The organism is Achromobacter arsenitoxydans SY8 (assembly GCF_000236785.1).
Taxonomy (GTDB): Bacteria; Pseudomonadota; Gammaproteobacteria; order Burkholderiales; family Burkholderiaceae_B; genus Achromobacter; species Achromobacter arsenitoxydans.
The window spans coordinates 14,856-30,214 of the sequence record NZ_AGUF01000052.1 but is presented as its reverse complement, the minus strand read 5'-3'; the positions used below and the strand labels follow the sequence as shown (position 1 = coordinate 30,214).

The following is a 15,359-nucleotide window of genomic DNA, read 5'->3' as shown; positions in this document are numbered from 1 at the left end:
AAAGCGCCGGATCTGCCGTAATACCGGCAGCGGCATAACAATCAACGCGCGCCGGCCAGCCCCTCCCCCGCCTGACCTGACCCCATGCAAATCAACCTTCGCGGGCTCGTGCTTGCGCTTACCATCCTCAGCGCCATCGCCGCCACCGCAAACGCGCTGTACGCCAGTTATCGCGTGCAACGCGAGCAATTGATCTTGAATACGCTGGAATCGAACCGGGTCTATGCCGCCAAGCTGGCGGAAAGCACAGACGGTTTCCTGAAGTCCGCCCAGCAGCAGCTGGGCTACAGCGCCCGCCACCTGCCGGAATTGATAGGGTCTGCGGACAGGCTTGCCGCCGAAGTGATGCGGATGCAGCAGCAGACCGACAGTTTCAATTCGGTGGGCGTGGTGGGCCCGGACGGCACCATCCTGGCTACCACGCAGACTTCTCGCAGTTTCCTTGGCACGCAGGTGGACAGTCCCGGCAGCCGCGCCGCCCTGAAATCCAGGCAGCCGCTGATCAGCAAACCCTACGTATCTATCGCGGGCAACCTGCTGATCAATCTGTCGCACCCGATTTTTTCCAATGACGGCGCCTACCTGGGTTACGTGGCGGGCACGATCTACCTGCGCAACGAAAGCGTGTTGCAGGATCTGCTGGGCAAGCACCATTACCAGGACGGGTCATACCTATACGTGGTGGACAGCGACGGGCGGCTGATCTATCACACCGAGGCGGCCCGCGTGGGCGAGGTCGTGCTGTCCAATCCGGTGGTGGCCGCCGTGACGAAAGGCAATGCTGGCGCGCAGCGCGTGGTGAACACGCGGGGCGTGGACATGCTGGCCGGTTATGCGCCTGTGGCGATGAGCGGCTGGGGTGTGATCGCGCAGCGGCCCGCGCAGGTCACGCTCGAGCCCATTCACGACCTGATCTGGGCCCTGGTGGGCTATGCGGCCCCGCTGGCGCTGGCGTTCCTCTTGGCGATCTGGTGGTGCGCCCGGATGATTTCCCTGCCCTTATCCCAGCTTGCCACCAACGTAGAGCACCAGGACGTGGCGGTCGCGATGCAGCGGGTGCACTCGGTCAAGGCCTGGTATTTCGAGGCGGAACGCCTCAAGCGGGCAGTGATCTGGAGCTTCACGAGCCTGCAGGACAAGATCGGCAAGCTGAACCTGGCCACCATTACCGATCCTCTGACCGGCCTGCGCAACCGGCGCGGCACCCAGGACGCGGTGGACCAGATGCAGGCCTGTAGCACGCCGTTTTCGGTCGTGGCCCTGGACATCGACCATTTCAAGCAGATCAACGACACCTACGGGCACAACGTGGGCGATGAAGTGATTCGGGACATGGCGCGGGTCATGCGCGAGTGTTCGCGCCCGTCGGACGTGTTGTGCCGCAACGGCGGCGAGGAATTCCTGATCCTGCTGCCCGACGTAGGCGCGCGCGAGGCCACCCATGTCGCGGAACGGTTGCGCGCGCACATAGCGCAGCGGCAGATGCGCGGGGCCAGCAGTGTGACGATATCCGCCGGCGTGGCCCAGTGGCCGTCCAGCGGACCGGATGTGGACGAAGCATTCAAGGCCGCCGATGCGGCGCTGTACGCAGCCAAGCAGCAAGGCAGAAACCGCGTGGTGATGCACGAGGCGTGAACCGCGCCAATCCGAGTAGCCATGCAAGTTTTCGCAGGAAATTGCAATTAAAAGAATTGCTGCGACATAGTATTGCCCGAGACGATCTAAATCAGGGGATTACTGCCAATTCGGCGACGTTGCGCGCGCAATTACAGTATCCTGCGCAGCCTAGACTTCGCATGGAACCGCTTGCCGAGTATGTTGCGCCCCGCCTCCGCGTCGAAATCCCTGGAACGCCATTTCATGACGCTCGCTGCGGGGATGCTGTCGCTGGTGGCGGTGCTGGCGGGCATCCTGCTCTTCCAGAGCTGGCGCTCTCATGGCGCGGCGTCCGAGGCCCGGCAGGCCTTCGGCATGGTGCGCGCAACGATCCGGGTGATGGAGCTGGCGTCGGCGGAACGCGGCCCGATGAATGCTGCGCTGGGATCGGACCTTCCCGTGCCGGCCGCGGTCCTGGCGTCGCTGGACGCAGCCCGCGCGCGCACCGACGCGTCGATCGCCGACCTGCTGGCGCTGTATCCGAATTCCCCGAACCCTGTTGACGATGCGGATCGCGCGGAGGTCGAACGCATCCGCCAGGCGCTAGACGCCGCGCGCCTGGTGGCGGACCAGCGCATCGCGACGCCGCGAGAACAGCTGACCGGTCAATTGCTTTGGGACACCGTGAACGGCATGGTGCGGGTTATTCCGCAATGGCAGGCCAGCATGTTGGCTAACGCCGGGCTGGTTATGCGCAATGAGGCCAATGCTCCCAGTCTGTTGTCGCTGGCCCTGCTGGCCAGCGACTTGCGCGAACAGGCGGGCTTGCTGGGCTCTACCTACACACCCGCGCTGACGCGCCAGCGCAAGCTGAGCGCCGAGGAACAATTCCGCATCGAGCGCGTGCTGGGGCGGATCCAAGGGCTGCGGGCGCTGATCGACGCACGCATGGCCACCCATCCCGATGTGCGCGCATCGCAGGTCTATGCGCGCATGGAACAGCGCTACTTCAACGACGGCCTCGACTACCTGGCCCGGGTGCGCGACCAGGCGTCGCAACAATCCGACGAGCCGTCGGTGACCATGCTGACCCTGTCTGAAATCTATGTGCCGCTGATGGCGTCCATCACCCAGTTCCGCGACGTGGTGCTGGACGAAATGGAGCGGCATATCGAGGGGCACCGCAGCGCCGCGGCGCGCCTGCTATCCATCACGCTTGGGGCCACCGCCCTGCTGGTCGCTGCCTTGGCGCTGGCGCTGGTGCAGTTCCGCAAACGGGTGATCCAGCCGTTTGCGCTGGCCACGCGCATCATCGGTTCGATCGCCAGCGGCGCGGCGCCCGCGCGCATTCCGCCGGGCAAGTATGCGGGCGAGGTGGAGGAAATATTCAGCGCGCTGCGGGTGCTGAAAGAAAACTCGGCGGCCCGCAAGCGGTTGGAAGCCGAGCGCGACCAATTGATCGCAGATTTGGCGCACATGGCGGAAACTGACCATCTGACCGGCCTGCTGAACCGGCGCGCGTTCGAAAAGCGCTTTGAAGCGGCCCGGGCGGAATGGGACGAAAACCAGCCTATGCTGGCGTTCATCCTGTTCGATATTGATCACTTCAAGCTGATCAACGACACGCATGGCCACGCCAGCGGCGACCAGGCGCTCAAGATCGTGGCGGATTTGTGCCGCAAGACTTGGCGCCAGTCCGACGTGGTGGCGCGTGTGGGCGGAGAAGAGTTTGCCGTGCTGTGCAGGACCCGCAATGCGCAACAGGCGATCGAAATGGCTGAACGCATGCGGGCCTGTATCTGCGCGCGGCCGCTTACGGCGGAAAGCGGCGCGGCAATCAGGCTGACCGCAAGCTTCGGCGTGGCCTGTATATCCTGGAGCCACGCCGAATCCGCGGGCCAGCTATTCCGCTGCGCGGACGAACTGCTCTATCTGGCGAAAATGAACGGGCGCAATCAGGTGCAGCAACGCACCTTGGGCTGAGCGCGCGTCAGGACTTGGAGCTTGAAGCTTCTGCCTTCTTGCTGGAATTTGCATCCGCGGGCGCGGAATCGCGGCGGTCGGACTGCTTGTTGGCGTCGGGGGCTTTCCAGTTCAGCGGAGGGATCTCGAAGCTTCCCTTCTTGGCAGCCAATTGATGAGACATAAGCGTGCTCCTACAGAGACGCGTGCTTCCCCCGCCCAAGCGCAACGCACAGATTCAGGCGCGCCATGAATGCCCGTGGATGCGGGGGGAGCATTCAAGAGACGGCGCCGCCGGGAAATATTCGTCAGCTCGTTTTTATAGTTTTGCTGAAGAATCGTCGATTATAGCGCGATCTTGACAGAAATAGCCAGCAAAATAATGATCAGGAACAAAGTCGCAAGGACGCTTTGGAGCGCAACCAAGACAATGCCGTGAAGGTGCCGGCGGTGACGCTGGCCGACGCGGCGATCCGCTATGACCTGGGCCGCGCCAGCTCGGCAATGAAGGGCGCCACGCTAAGCCTGAATGCGTCGAACCTGTTCGACAAGGAATACGTGGCCTCTTGCAACAACGTCAACCTGTGCTTTTACGGCCCGGGCCGCGTCGTGCTGGCCACGCTGCGCTACAACTGGTGATTGACGCCAGAGAATGATCGTTCTACCATCTGCGCATTGCAATGAGAACGATCATTCTCCATGTCCGCCATTCCCCATGAATCCCCGTCCGACGTGCAGGAAAAGCTGCTGCGCGCAACCGAGCACCTGATCTATGGCGGCGGCATCCACGCCACTGGCATGGATCAGATCGTCAAGACGTCTGGCGTCGCACGCAAGAGCATCTACAAGCACTACGGCACCAAGGAAGCCCTGGTGGCCGCGGCCCTGCAGGCGCGCGACGAGCGCTGGATGCAGTGGTTCATCGGGGCCACGACAACGGCCCCCACGCCGCGCGCGCGCCTCATGTCGATCTTCGACGCGCTGCGCGCATGGTTTGCGTCAGAGGGCTTCCGCGGGTGCGCGTTCATCAATGCCGCCGGCGAGGTCGGCGATGCAGACAGCCCCATACGCCAGGTGGCCCGGCTTCACAAAGCGCGCTTGTTGGCCCACGTGACCGTGCTGGCGCGGGACGCCGGCCTGGCGCAGGCTGAAGAATGCGCGCGCCAGCTCCTGGTGCTGATCGACGGCGCCATCGCCGTGGCGACGGTGACCGGCGACCTGTCCATCACCGACAGCGCGGAACGCGCCGCGGCCGCGCTGCTGGCCGCCGAGGCGTGACGCCTCGATCCAATACTTTCGAATTCCCCACCCCGCTTTCCAACCCCTGCCGCGAGGCCCGCCATGTCGTCGACCCCTGAAGTCCGCCCGCCCCTACCCCCGTTTACGCACAAGAGCGCCGTGCAGAAAGTGCGCCTGGCAGAAGATGGCTGGAACAGCCGCGACCCCGACAAGGTGGCGCTGGCCTATACCCTGGACACCCACTGGCGCAACCGCGCCGAGTTCGTGAAGAGCCGCGATGAGGCGCGCGCTTTCCTGTCGCGCAAATGGGCGCGCGAACTGGATTACCGGCTGATCAAGGAACTGTGGGCCTTCACCGACAACCGCATCGCGGTGCGCTATGCCTACGAGTGGCACGACGATTCCGGCAACTGGTTCCGCTCTTACGGCAACGAGAACTGGGAGTTCGGCGAAGACGGCCTGATGATCAACCGCTATGCCTGCATCAATGACCTGCCCATCAAGGAGGCGGACCGCAAGTTCCGCTGGCCGCTGGGCCGGCGTCCCGACGATCATCCGGGCCTGTCGGAACTGGGCCTGTAGAACGATCCCGCGCGCTCTGCGCAACGTGGCGGCGGCTTGCATTGCAAGTCGCCGCTTTGCATTGCGAGCCCTAGGGATTTCCCCCGGTTTTACGGCAAATGCAGCGCTGCCGCGCAACTTTCCGATTCCTTGAAAGGTGAACGGAAGTTTGGATTTTTAGACTCCCGCATTCATTGCAGTGTCAGCTTTTGTTCAGACACACGTCAGTCAAAAGCACAACAAAGGGAGGACAGACCATGCAATCAAAACGCAGCGCCGTCAGGCGCGAGGCGTGGGCCGCGGGCACGATGATCGTGCTGGGCCTGGGCGCCATCGCGCAGGCGTCGACATACACACTGGGCAGCCTTGCGCGCATGGGACCGGGCATGTTCCCGGCGATCCTGGGCGTTCTGCTGGTCCTGCTGGGCCTGATGATCGCGAAGATGGCGGCCTCGCCTACCGTGGCCGAAGAGGACGCCGAAGAGGTCCCGCCGCCGGAATGGCGTGGCTGGGGCTGCATCATCGGCGGCCTGCTGGCCTTCATCCTGGTCGGCAAGTTCGGCGGCCTGGTGCCCGCGACCTTCGTGCTGGTCTTCGTATCGGCCATGGGCGATCGCCAGCACACCTGGCGCACCGCGGCCCTGCTTGCCGCCGGCGTGACGGTGCTTGGCGTAGCTGTTTTCTCCTGGGCGCTGCAGCTGCAGTTTCCGCTGTTCCGCTGGGGCTGATAGATGGAAATCTTCAATAACCTGATGCACGGGTTTTCGGTCGCGTTCGCGCTGGACAACCTGATGTGGGCCGTGTTCGGCGTATTCATGGGCAACCTGATCGGCGTGCTGCCGGGCATGGGCGTGCTGGCCGCGATCTCTATCCTGCTGCCGCTGACCTACACCATGACGCCCACCGCGGCGCTGGTGATGCTGTCCGGCATCTACTACGGATCGCAATATGGCGGCGGCATCACGTCGATCATGCTGAACCTGCCGGGTACGGCATCGCACGCGGTGGCCTGCCTGGACGGCAATCCGCTGGCGCGCAACGGCAAGGCCGGGTCCGCGCTGTTCATGCTGATGTTCTCGTCGTTCTGCGGCGCGTCGGTGGGCATTCTGGCGATGATCCTGTTCTCACCGATGCTGGTGGACGTGGCGTTCAAGTTCGGTCCCGCCGAGTACTTCTCGATGATGATGCTGGGCCTGCTGGCAGGCGCGACGCTGGCCAAGGGCTCTGCGATCAAGGGCGTTGCGATGGTGGTGGTCGGCCTGCTGTTGGGCGTTGTGGGCACGGACGTGAACACGGGCACGATGCGCTTTCACTTCGGCGTCCTGGAACTGTCGGATGGCCTGCAGATCGTGGCGCTGGCCATGGGCCTGTTCGGCGTGGCGGACTTCCTGAAGAACATCAACCGCATCGGCGGCGACAGCAAGGTCACGTCGGCGAAGGTCAGCCTGAAATCTATGCGGCCCGAAGCCGGCGACATCAAGCAGTCGCGCGGCGCACTGGTGCGCGGAACCGCCATCGGCGCGGCGTTCGGGATCCTGCCCGGCACCGGCCCGACGATCGCTTCCTTCATTTCCTATGCGACGGAAAAGAAGGTCGCGCGCGAACCGCGCCGCTTCGGCCGCGGCGCCATCGAAGGCATCGCCGGACCGGAAGCCGCGACCAGCGCATCGACGCAGACCAGCTTCATTCCGACCATGAGCCTGGGCATCCCCGGCGATCCTGTCATGGCGCTGATGCTGGGCGCGCTGATCATCCACGGCATCCAGCCGGGTCCGCAAATGATGATCGAGCACGCGGACATGTTCTGGGGGCTGATCGCCAGCTTCTGGGTCGGCAACGTGCTGCTGCTGTTGCTGAACCTGCCGCTGATCGGCATGTGGGTGCGCCTGCTGACAGTGCCGTTCCGCTACCTGTTCCCCGCCGCGCTGTTCTTTGTCTGCGTGGGCGTATACAGCACGAACAACAACCTGTTCGATGTGGGGATGGTGACCCTGTTCGGCGCTGCGGGCTACGCGCTGATCCGCTTGCGATTCGAGCCGGCGCCGCTGTTGCTGGGTTTCGTGCTGGGGCCGATGGTGGAAGAGAACTTCCGGCGCGCCCTGCTGCTGTCGCGCGGCGAATTGTCGATCTTCGTCTCGCGTCCCATCAGCCTGGGCTTCATCCTGGCGTGCGTGGCGCTGATCGCGCTGCTGGCGACGTCGGCGATGCGCCAGCGCAAGGCGCGGGAGGCGGTGCAACGCGCGGAGTCGGCCGCGTAAGCGGGCGTCGATTTTTGGGGTAGTGCTGCTTTGGCCGGTCCTTCGGGACCGGCGTTTTTTTGGCCTTGCGCGCGGCGTTCAGAGGCCGGGATCGCCGGCAGGCGCCGCTCCATGGCCATCAATGTGGCCCAGCGAGCGGCCCGGGTCGAGGCGGTCGCGCACGCGCTGCTTGAGCACCTTGGCCTCAGGGAATCCGCCATCGCGCTTGCGGTCCCAGATCAGGTCGCCGTTGTACGTGATCTGGAATATGCCGCCGGTGCCGGGCTGCAGCACGACTTCGCCAAGGTCCGTCGAAAAGGTGGACAACAGTTCCTGGGCCATCCAGCCGGCGCGCAGCAGCCATTGGCACTGCGTGCAATACAGGATGACGATGCGAGGGCGCAAGGCGGGCGGGTTCATGGGGAAAATATTCTACGCGAGCCGGGATTCCGGCTCGGGCCCGGTTGATCATGGATAATGTCGGGTTTTCCCGGGTTCGCAACGAGCCCAGAGCCTGCAATGAAGTCTGCCTTGACGCCCCGAGGCCAGCGCTGGCTGATCGGTCTACTGATGGGACTGGTCACGCTTACGCCGATGGCCATCGACATCTATCTCCCCTCGCTGCCCGCCATGGCGCTGGGCTTTGGCGAGCCCATCGGCGCGCTGCAGGCCAGCATCACCCTGTTCATCTTCGCGGTGGGTGTCGGGCAGGTCCTGATCGGCCCGCTCGCCGACCGCTATGGCCGCCGGCCCGTGGCGTTGGCGGGCGCGTTGGCGTACCTGCTGGGTTCCGCACTGGGCGCGGCCGCCACGTCGCTGGAGGCGTTCTACGCGGCGCGCGTGATCCAGGGCCTGGGCGCCTGCTCGGCGTCGCTGGTGGCGTTCGCTGCGGTGCGCGATTGCTTCAGTCCGGCGGTGGGCGCGCGCGTGTACAGCTACCTGAACGGTGCGCTGTGCTCGGTGCCCGCGCTGGCGCCGATGCTGGGCGGCGTGCTGGCGCTGCATGCGGGCTGGCGCAGCACCTTCGTGTTCATGGCCGTGTTTGCGCTGGCGCTGGCCGCGCTGCTGGCCCGGCGTTTCGAGGAAACCCGAGCGCCGTCCCCCCAGCGCCAAGGCGCGCTGTACAGCCTGCGCCGCTATGCGCCCATCGCCGCGAGCGGCCGCTTCCTGTACTTCGCGGCGTTCGGCATGGCCGGCATGGCGATGATCCTGGTGTTCGTGTCCGCCGCGCCCGTGGTGCTGGTGCAGCAGCTGGGCTATTCCGAGCTGGGGTTCTCGGCCTGGTTCGGCGGCAATGCAGCAATCAACATCGCGGCGTTCTTCCTGGCGCCGACCTTTATCGCGCGCTTTGGCCGCCACACCATGGTGCGCGTCGGCATGGCGGCCCTGCTGCTGGCATCGGTCATGCATTTCTGCGCCTGGCTGTGGGCGCCGATGTCGGCCTGGATATTCATGCTGCCGGTGGCCGTACTGACCGTGGGGTTCTCGCTGGCCCTCGGTTCCGGGCTGAGCCTGGCGCTGGAGCCCTTTGCCGAGCGCGCGGGCACCGCCGCGGCAGTCTACGGCCTTTTCCAGATGAGCGGTTCGGCGGTCATCGCGACCGTGCTGCTGGACAGCGGCATGGCGCCGCAGTTGGCCATGGCGGTGGTGGGTGCGGCCATCGTCGCGCCATTGCTGTGCCTGTCGCCCGCCATCGCGAAGCGCCTGACGCACGCATCCTGACCGTCGTGAGCTAGTATCCGGGGACACCCCTTCCTGGAGGCGACATGACCCTAGAGAACAAGGCGGACCCGCAGCCGCTCCTGCGCAGTGCCGAAGGCGGCGTCGTCACGCTGCGCCTGAACCGCCCGTCCCAATTCAATGCGCTATCGGAGGCCCTGCTGGCCGCCTTGCAGCAGGAAATTGATGTGCTGGCCCGCGATCCCGGCGTGCGCTGCGTGGTGCTGGAATCCGAGGGGCGCGCCTTCTGCGCTGGCCACGATCTGCGCGAAATGCGCAGCCAGCCCTCGCTGGACTACTACCGCGAACTGTTCCGCAAGTGCGGCAGCGTCATGCAGGGACTGCAGGCGCTGCCCGTGCCCGTCATCGCCAAGGTGCACGGTATTGCCACGGCGGCGGGCTGCCAGCTGGTGGCAAGCTGCGACCTGGCCGTCGCCGCCGACTCCGCGAAGTTTGCCGTGTCTGGAATCAATGTGGGGCTGTTCTGCGCCACCCCGGCCGTCGCGCTCAGCCGCAATGTGTCGGCCAAGCGCGCGTTCGAGATGCTGATGACCGCCCGTTTCATTGATGCGGCCCAGGCGGCCGACTGGGGTTTGATCAACCACGCCGTGCCGGATGCGGAGCTGGATGCGCGGGTGCGCGCGCTGGTCGACGACATCCTGGCCAAGAGCCCGGCAGCGGTGCGTTACGGCAAGCGCATGTTCTACAAGCAGCGCCAGATGGCGCTGGCCGACGCCTACGATTATGCGGGCGACGTGATGGCCAGGAACATGATGGAAGCCGATGCGTGCGAAGGCATAGACGCCTTCCTGCAGAAGCGCCCTGCCCGCTGGACGTCCTGAAAGCGCAGGCGGCGCTAGACCAGCCAGCCCAGCGTCCAGCCGCCCGCCGCGGCCAGCAGCACCACCCATACGGGCGACCAGCGGCCATAGACCAGCAGCGCGAACAGCAGCAGCGCAAGGCCGAAGTCGGCCTTGCCGAGTATCGCGCTGGTCCAGACCGGGTCGTACAGCGCGCCAAGCAGGATGCCGACGACGCTGGCATTGACGCCCGCGACCATGTTGCGCACGCCGGGCCGCCGCCGCAAGGATTCCCAGAACGGCAGCGCGGCCGTCAACAGCAAGGCGCCGGGCAGGAAGATCACGCACAGAAGCGCCAGGCCGCCCGCCCAGCCGGACAAGGGGCCTGAAGCTAGCGCGCCCAGAAACGCCGCGAAGGTGAACAGCGGGCCCGGCATTGCCTGCGCCGCGCCGTAGCCGGCCAGGAAGTCGGCGCTGGACACCATGCCGGTGGATACCGATGCCGTTTCCAGCAGCGGCAGCACCACATGCCCGCCGCCGAACACCAGTGCGCCCGCGCGGTAGAACCCGTCGATCTGGCTGGCCAGAGCGCCGTTCGACAGCAGCGCCCACGCCGGCAAGCCGGCCAGCAGCGCGATGAAGAGGCCCAGTGATAGCCAGCCTGCCCAGCGTGTCACGCCCAGCGAGGAATTCGCCAGGATCGGCCGGGGGGGCACCTGCAGAAAGGCGGCGCCGACCACGGCCCCGAGCAGCACCGCCGCCATCTGCGCAAGCGCGGTGGGCAGGATCACCGTGATGAGCGCGGCGGCTACCGCCAGCGCGGCGCGCGAGCGGTCGGGGCACAGCGATCTGCCCATGCCCCACACCGCCTGGGCGACGATGGCGACCGCCGCGACCTTCAAGCCGTGCACCGCGGCAGATTGCGACAGCCAGCCGTAATGGGCCAGACCCAGTGCGAAACCGATCAGCGCAAGCGCCGACGGCAGCGTGAAAGCGACCCAGGCCGCCAACATGCCCGCCCATCCCGCCCGCCGCAGGCCGATCGCCATGCCGACCTGGCTGCTGGCCGGGCCGGGCAGGAACTGACACAGCGCCACCAGATCCGAGTACGCGTAGTCGTCCAGCCAGCGGCGCCGGTCCACGAATTCGCTGCGGAAGTATCCAAGATGGGCCACCGGGCCGCCGAAGGACGTAAACCCCAGGCGCAGGAATATCAGGAAAACCTCAAGACAGGAACCGCGTCCGGCCTGGGCTATCGTGCCAGCAGCAGGCTTGCTGTCTACGTGTTCGTCTTGGGGCGATGGGTGCGGCATGGATGTCGGCGTAGTGGCGGCCGGGGCGCGGAAACGCTGGCCCCAGATCCAAGCTTATAGCCGGGCCGGCCCCGCGATTCAATCGGATTAATGGCCAAACGCGGCCCGCACAACACCCGCAGCCGCGCTTATCATGGCCTAGTCAAAAACTGGGTTCATGGCACTTCATGGCTGGGCCAACAGGCGGCATCATGGGCGCTCAGCCCTTGAACCGCCACACACCAGAAAGGTATCGGCATGAGCCAGCGATTGAATTATTTCCAGGTTTCGGAAGTCCTGTCCAAGCGGTATCTGGACTTCAGCATGACGCTCAAAAAGGTCCCCGTGGTCCAGGAACTGGGCCAACTCGTGGACATCCGCGCCTCGCAGATCAACGGCTGCGGCTTCTGCCTGGACATGCACGTAAAAGAAGCGACGATCCGCGGCGAGCGCGCGTTGCGCCTGCACCATGTCGCGATCTGGCGGGAGTCGCCCCTGTTTTCGGCCCGGGAACGCGCAGCGCTGGCGTGGACCGAAGCCCTGACCACGCTTTCTCCTCACGGCGTGCCGGACGACATTTACGAATCGGTCCGGGCCCAGTTTTCGGAGAGCGAGCTGTCGGACCTGACGTTCCTGGTTGTCGGCATCAATGGCTGGAACCGCCTGAACGTCGCATTCCGCACCGTGCCGGGATCGGCGGACAAGGAATACGGTCTGGACAAGGCCGGCCTGACCTGAGCCGCGCGGCCCCGCTACATCAGCGCCAGGATCCGCCGAGCCAGTTGCTCGGCCTGGTCGGCCGACGCGATATTCGTGAAGCTCATCAGCAGCGCGGACTGCGCGTCCGGCGCCGCGGACCAGTGCGACAAGGCGTTCGCGTATAGGCCGCTTTCGAGCATGCGCGCCGCCAGCGGCCGGTCGGTGTGATGACCTTCCATGTGCGCCACCAGGTGCATCCCGCCGGGCTGCGGGTCGATGCGCAGGCGCGATCCCAGCACCGCCGATAGGCCCGCCGCCGCGCCATCGCGGCGTTCGCTGTACAGGCGGCGCATGCGCTGGATATGGCGGCCGAAGTGCCCTTCGTTGATGAACGAGGCCAGAATGCCCTGAATGAGCACGGGCGCGCCGCCGGCCAGCAACGTGCACAGCCGCTCGAAACGCGGCGCCTGCGCTTCCGGCACCACCAGATAGGCCAGCCGCAAGCCGGGAAACAGCACCTTGCTGAAGGTGCCTGCATAAAGCACCCGCCCCTGCCGGTCCAGGCTCTTCAACGCCGGCAATGGACGGCTGACGTAACGGTATTCGCCGTCGTAGTCGTCTTCCACGATCCACGCGTTGCTGTGCGCGGCCCACTCCAGCAGCGCCTGCCGGCGCGGCAGCGACAGGGACAGGCACAGCGGACTCTGATGCGCGGGCGTGACGACAGCCGCGCGCGCACGCGGCTCGGCGGCGATGCCCGCCTCCACCACGAGGCCGTCCGCGTCCACCCGCACCGGCACCGGCTGCATGCCCGCCTGCCTGAGCAGCGCGCGGGTCGGCGGATAGCCGGGGTCCTCCACCCAGACCGAGTCGCCCGGCTTGAACAGCGCCTGCAGGATGAGCTGCATCGTGTTGTTGTAGCCGGACGTGATGAACACCTGCGACGGCGTGCATTGGATGCCGCGCGCCACCTGCAAGTAGGCGGCGGTTGCGGTCCTGAGCGCCAGCAGGCCGCAGGGATCGGGATACGCCAGGTCGGGCGGCTGCGTGGCGCGCAGATGGCGCGCGCCCAGCCTGGCCCAGATCTTGCGCGGAAAGGCGTCCAGGGCCGGCAGGCCCATCTGGAAAGGTATCGGCGCGGGCGCGTGCGGCCAGGCGGCGTCGGGGCGGCTGGCGGCCCGGGGCGCGGAAGCCGGCGCGGCCTTTGCCTGCGGCTGCAGATTCGGGGCGACGATGGTGCCGGCCTGGCCGCGCGCCAGGATGTAGCCCTCGGCGGCAAGAAGCGAGTACGCGACCTCGATGGTGCCGCGCGCCACGCCGATTTCTTTGGCCAGCGCGCGCGCCGACGGAATACGGTCGCCAGGCTTGAGCGTGCCTTCGGCGATTGCGCTGCGGAAGCGCTCATAGACCTGACGGTACAGCGGGATGCCGCTGGCGCCGGACAGGGACAGCAGGCCGTCGGGGCGGGAAGGAATCATGGCATAGTCCAAATTGGCCTTTATGGCCCTTCAAATTATGGCATGCGCTTTCTAAGATGGGTGCTGAGCAAGGGGCGGACATCCGCAGCCGCCCTCCTTTCAGGCAACCATCGAATGAACACCACATCCAAGACGGAACCCGTCTTGCGTCACCTGGAAACGCCCGAAGAACTTCGGGCCTGCCTGCCGCTGATGCGCGCGCTGCGTCCCCATCTGTCGGACGAAGCAGACTTTATCCAGCGCATCGGCCGCATGCGCCAGGAACACTACCGCCTGCTGGCCGCCGTGCAGGACGGCGCGGCGATTGCGCTGGCCGGCTATCGCCATCAGGAAAACCTGATCTACGGCCGATTCCTGTACATCGACGACCTGGTGGTCGACGAAAGCCGTCGCGGCGGCCGTTGGGGCGCCCGGCTCATCGGCGCGCTGGACGAGCTGGCGCGCGATTCCGGCTGCGACAGGCTCGTACTCGATACGGGACTGGGCAACGCGCTCGCACAGCGCTTCTATTTCCGGCAAGGCCTTCTGACCAGCGCCATCCGTTTCAGCAAACCTCTGGGAGCATTACCCGCATGAGCATCCTGCGTATCCGTTGCAGTCCGCGTGGACTCGCCTCTGAAAGCTATCGCCTGTCGCAGCGCATTGTCGACCGCCTGACGCACACCGGACCAGCAGACGGCCTGGACATCGTGGAATTCGACGCCACCACGCTGGCCCATGCCGACAGCGATTACGCCGCCGCGCTGGCCGCGCCGGCGGATCCGGCCCACGATGTGCTGGGCCGCGGGTCTTTGAAGGCATCCGCCCGCCTGATCCAGATGCTGGCGGACGCAAGCCACATCGTGCTGGCCACGCCCATGCACAACTTCACCGTCCCGTCGTCGCTCAAGTCCTGGCTGGACCACGTGGTGCGGGTGCGCAGCACGTTCCGCATCACGCCGCAGGGAAACAAGGTGGGCGTGCTGGAAGATCGTCCGGTGTATGTGGCGATTTCGTCGGGCGGCGCGTTCAGCGGCGACGAGGCTCGGCAGCCGGACTTTCTGACGCCCTATCTACGGCATGTCCTGGCGACCATCGGGCTCAGGCAGGTCACGTTCGTTTCGGTCGAGGGGACGGCGCGCGGGCCGGCGCTGCTTGAAGCGGCCCGAGAGCGCGCCGAAGCCGCCATCGAAGGCATTTCGTTTGCCGCGCAACAGCCCGAAATGAGCGTCTGACCCCTCGTTTACGCTTGCTTGCGAATGGCGCCGGAATACGTTTCGGATTCTCCCCGGATGACTCCTGTCTCCGGGGATTTTTTACGAATTTTTTTCGCGAATTGCAGATCCATATAATCCGGTGTTTTCTGAAAATTACTACTATTTCTCAGCAAATCTCATTCCCGATAATAAATATCTAGACTATGCAGGATGCCAACCCACTTTCTAGTGCGCGCAGTGTCGCAGACTAAAAGCAACTAAAATCAATGACTTATGTATATAACATGACAATCATTGCGAATCGAATTATCTGGATATTTTCTTTTTTTCGGCCAAACAAGCCACCTTATATTGCGCCGCCGCATTATTTTCAACAGACAATTCCATAAGAAACGTTAGTAACTTATCGTGTGTTTCATCAAGAGATAATCCGTATTTTTAAGGAGATTATTGGTTACCTTTAACGCAGATTATTAACAGCCTCGCCCTGCCTTTGCCCCCAACACTGACCCCTAATTCAGCGGCAGGAACAAAAACACACCGCCGCTTGGTTTCCTGAGTTGCAGCAACCGCTTTTTCC

Annotated in this window: 16 protein-coding genes; 12 read left to right on the top strand and 4 right to left on the bottom strand. The window is 65.0% G+C overall.

What is annotated here, in order from left to right; translation table 11 throughout:
• The first annotated feature begins 84 nt into the window (after positions 1-84).
• Both KYC_RS14285 and KYC_RS14280 read left to right on the top strand, forming a co-directional pair.
• Positions 85-1,635: a sensor domain-containing diguanylate cyclase gene (locus tag KYC_RS14285; protein WP_008163407.1), complete on the top strand. Its 1,551-nt coding sequence runs from the start codon at positions 85-87 to the stop codon at positions 1,633-1,635.
• A 225-nt stretch (positions 1,636-1,860) separates the two neighbouring features.
• Complete coding sequence (locus tag KYC_RS14280; RefSeq protein ID WP_238531927.1) at positions 1,861-3,579, top strand: GGDEF domain-containing protein; 1,719 nt, start codon at positions 1,861-1,863, stop codon at positions 3,577-3,579.
• 7 nt (positions 3,580-3,586) lie between these two features.
• On the opposite strand, the gene KYC_RS29660 is transcribed toward KYC_RS14280, so the two are convergent.
• Positions 3,587-3,742, bottom strand: coding sequence for a hypothetical protein (locus tag KYC_RS29660; protein WP_008163402.1), 156 nt, complete (start codon positions 3,740-3,742; stop codon positions 3,587-3,589).
• A gap of 227 nt (positions 3,743-3,969) precedes the next feature.
• Between KYC_RS29660 and KYC_RS14275 the strand changes: the two genes are divergently transcribed.
• The 5 genes from KYC_RS14275 (at position 3,970) to KYC_RS14255 (ending at position 7,616) form a co-directional block, all read left to right on the top strand.
• Complete coding sequence (locus KYC_RS14275) at positions 3,970-4,197, top strand: TonB-dependent receptor (protein ID WP_008163401.1); 228 nt, start codon at positions 3,970-3,972, stop codon at positions 4,195-4,197.
• 60 nt (positions 4,198-4,257) lie between these two features.
• A complete protein-coding gene (locus KYC_RS14270) occupies positions 4,258-4,836 on the top strand; it encodes a TetR/AcrR family transcriptional regulator (RefSeq protein WP_008163399.1) in 579 nt (192 codons plus the stop codon).
• 63 nt (positions 4,837-4,899) lie between these two features.
• Complete coding sequence (locus KYC_RS14265) at positions 4,900-5,379, top strand: nuclear transport factor 2 family protein (protein WP_008163398.1); 480 nt, start codon at positions 4,900-4,902, stop codon at positions 5,377-5,379.
• 236 nt (positions 5,380-5,615) lie between these two features.
• A complete protein-coding gene (locus tag KYC_RS14260; RefSeq protein ID WP_008163397.1) occupies positions 5,616-6,086 on the top strand; it encodes a tripartite tricarboxylate transporter TctB family protein in 471 nt (156 codons plus the stop codon).
• Positions 6,087-6,089: 3 nt separating this feature from the next.
• Entirely contained in the window at positions 6,090-7,616 is a 1,527-nt protein-coding gene (locus KYC_RS14255; RefSeq protein WP_008163396.1) for a tripartite tricarboxylate transporter permease, read from the top strand.
• Between the two features lie 78 nt (positions 7,617-7,694).
• Here KYC_RS14255 and KYC_RS14250 read toward each other — a convergent pair whose 3' ends face one another.
• The gene (locus KYC_RS14250; RefSeq protein ID WP_008163395.1) at positions 7,695-8,015 is read right to left on the bottom strand and encodes an Rdx family protein; all 321 of its coding nucleotides are present in this window, start codon (positions 8,013-8,015) and stop codon (positions 7,695-7,697) included.
• 99 nt (positions 8,016-8,114) lie between these two features.
• Here KYC_RS14250 and KYC_RS14245 point away from each other — a divergent pair, with 99 nt between their 5' ends.
• Positions 8,115-9,317, top strand: a complete 1,203-nt coding sequence (locus tag KYC_RS14245; RefSeq protein ID WP_008163394.1) for a multidrug effflux MFS transporter — start codon at positions 8,115-8,117, stop codon at positions 9,315-9,317.
• 44 nt (positions 9,318-9,361) lie between these two features.
• Positions 9,362-10,156: an enoyl-CoA hydratase gene (locus KYC_RS14240; protein ID WP_008163393.1), complete on the top strand. Its 795-nt coding sequence runs from the start codon at positions 9,362-9,364 to the stop codon at positions 10,154-10,156.
• Positions 10,157-10,170: 14 nt separating this feature from the next.
• Here KYC_RS14240 and chrA read toward each other — a convergent pair whose 3' ends face one another.
• A complete protein-coding gene (gene chrA, locus KYC_RS14235; protein WP_008163392.1) occupies positions 10,171-11,427 on the bottom strand; it encodes a chromate efflux transporter in 1,257 nt (418 codons plus the stop codon).
• A gap of 237 nt (positions 11,428-11,664) precedes the next feature.
• Between chrA and KYC_RS14230 the strand changes: the two genes are divergently transcribed.
• Positions 11,665-12,144 carry a carboxymuconolactone decarboxylase family protein gene (locus KYC_RS14230; RefSeq protein WP_008163391.1) on the top strand — a complete coding sequence of 160 codons (480 nt, stop codon included), beginning with the start codon at positions 11,665-11,667 and terminating at the stop codon, positions 12,142-12,144.
• A gap of 14 nt (positions 12,145-12,158) precedes the next feature.
• Here KYC_RS14230 and pdxR read toward each other — a convergent pair whose 3' ends face one another.
• Positions 12,159-13,583, bottom strand: a complete 1,425-nt coding sequence (pdxR, locus tag KYC_RS14225; protein ID WP_043518514.1) for a MocR-like pyridoxine biosynthesis transcription factor PdxR — start codon at positions 13,581-13,583, stop codon at positions 12,159-12,161.
• Between the two features lie 114 nt (positions 13,584-13,697).
• Here pdxR and KYC_RS14220 point away from each other — a divergent pair, with 114 nt between their 5' ends.
• Positions 13,698-14,159 (top strand): GNAT family N-acetyltransferase, encoded by a 462-nt coding sequence (locus KYC_RS14220; RefSeq protein WP_008163388.1) that lies wholly within the window; start codon positions 13,698-13,700, stop codon positions 14,157-14,159.
• On the top strand, positions 14,156-14,797 hold the full coding sequence (locus KYC_RS14215) for an FMN-dependent NADH-azoreductase (protein WP_008163386.1): 642 nt from the start codon (positions 14,156-14,158) through the stop codon (positions 14,795-14,797). The genes KYC_RS14220 and KYC_RS14215 overlap by 4 nt, the downstream gene beginning before the upstream one ends.
• The last annotated feature ends 562 nt before the right edge of the window (positions 14,798-15,359 follow it).

Bases quoted from the DNA above. Each gene is read 5' to 3' on its own strand.
- KYC_RS14245 (WP_008163394.1), top strand. From the start codon at position 8,115: ATGAAGTCTGCCTTGACGCCCCGAGGCCAGCGCTGGCTGATCGGTCTA.
- KYC_RS14260 (WP_008163397.1), top strand. From the start codon at position 5,616: ATGCAATCAAAACGCAGCGCCGTCAGGCGCGAGGCGTGGGCCGCGGGC.
- KYC_RS14255 (WP_008163396.1), top strand. From the start codon at position 6,090: ATGGAAATCTTCAATAACCTGATGCACGGGTTTTCGGTCGCGTTCGCG.
- KYC_RS14280 (WP_238531927.1), top strand. From the start codon at position 1,861: ATGACGCTCGCTGCGGGGATGCTGTCGCTGGTGGCGGTGCTGGCGGGC.
- pdxR (WP_043518514.1), bottom strand. From the start codon at position 13,583: ATGATTCCTTCCCGCCCCGACGGCCTGCTGTCCCTGTCCGGCGCCAGC.
- KYC_RS29660 (WP_008163402.1), bottom strand. From the start codon at position 3,742: ATGTCTCATCAATTGGCTGCCAAGAAGGGAAGCTTCGAGATCCCTCCG.
- KYC_RS14240 (WP_008163393.1), top strand. From the start codon at position 9,362: ATGACCCTAGAGAACAAGGCGGACCCGCAGCCGCTCCTGCGCAGTGCC.
- KYC_RS14270 (WP_008163399.1), top strand. From the start codon at position 4,258: ATGTCCGCCATTCCCCATGAATCCCCGTCCGACGTGCAGGAAAAGCTG.
- KYC_RS14250 (WP_008163395.1), bottom strand. From the start codon at position 8,015: ATGAACCCGCCCGCCTTGCGCCCTCGCATCGTCATCCTGTATTGCACG.
- KYC_RS14220 (WP_008163388.1), top strand. From the start codon at position 13,698: ATGAACACCACATCCAAGACGGAACCCGTCTTGCGTCACCTGGAAACG.
- KYC_RS14230 (WP_008163391.1), top strand. From the start codon at position 11,665: ATGAGCCAGCGATTGAATTATTTCCAGGTTTCGGAAGTCCTGTCCAAG.
- KYC_RS14285 (WP_008163407.1), top strand. From the start codon at position 85: ATGCAAATCAACCTTCGCGGGCTCGTGCTTGCGCTTACCATCCTCAGC.
- KYC_RS14215 (WP_008163386.1), top strand. From the start codon at position 14,156: ATGAGCATCCTGCGTATCCGTTGCAGTCCGCGTGGACTCGCCTCTGAA.
- chrA (WP_008163392.1), bottom strand. From the start codon at position 11,427: ATGCCGCACCCATCGCCCCAAGACGAACACGTAGACAGCAAGCCTGCT.
- KYC_RS14265 (WP_008163398.1), top strand. From the start codon at position 4,900: ATGTCGTCGACCCCTGAAGTCCGCCCGCCCCTACCCCCGTTTACGCAC.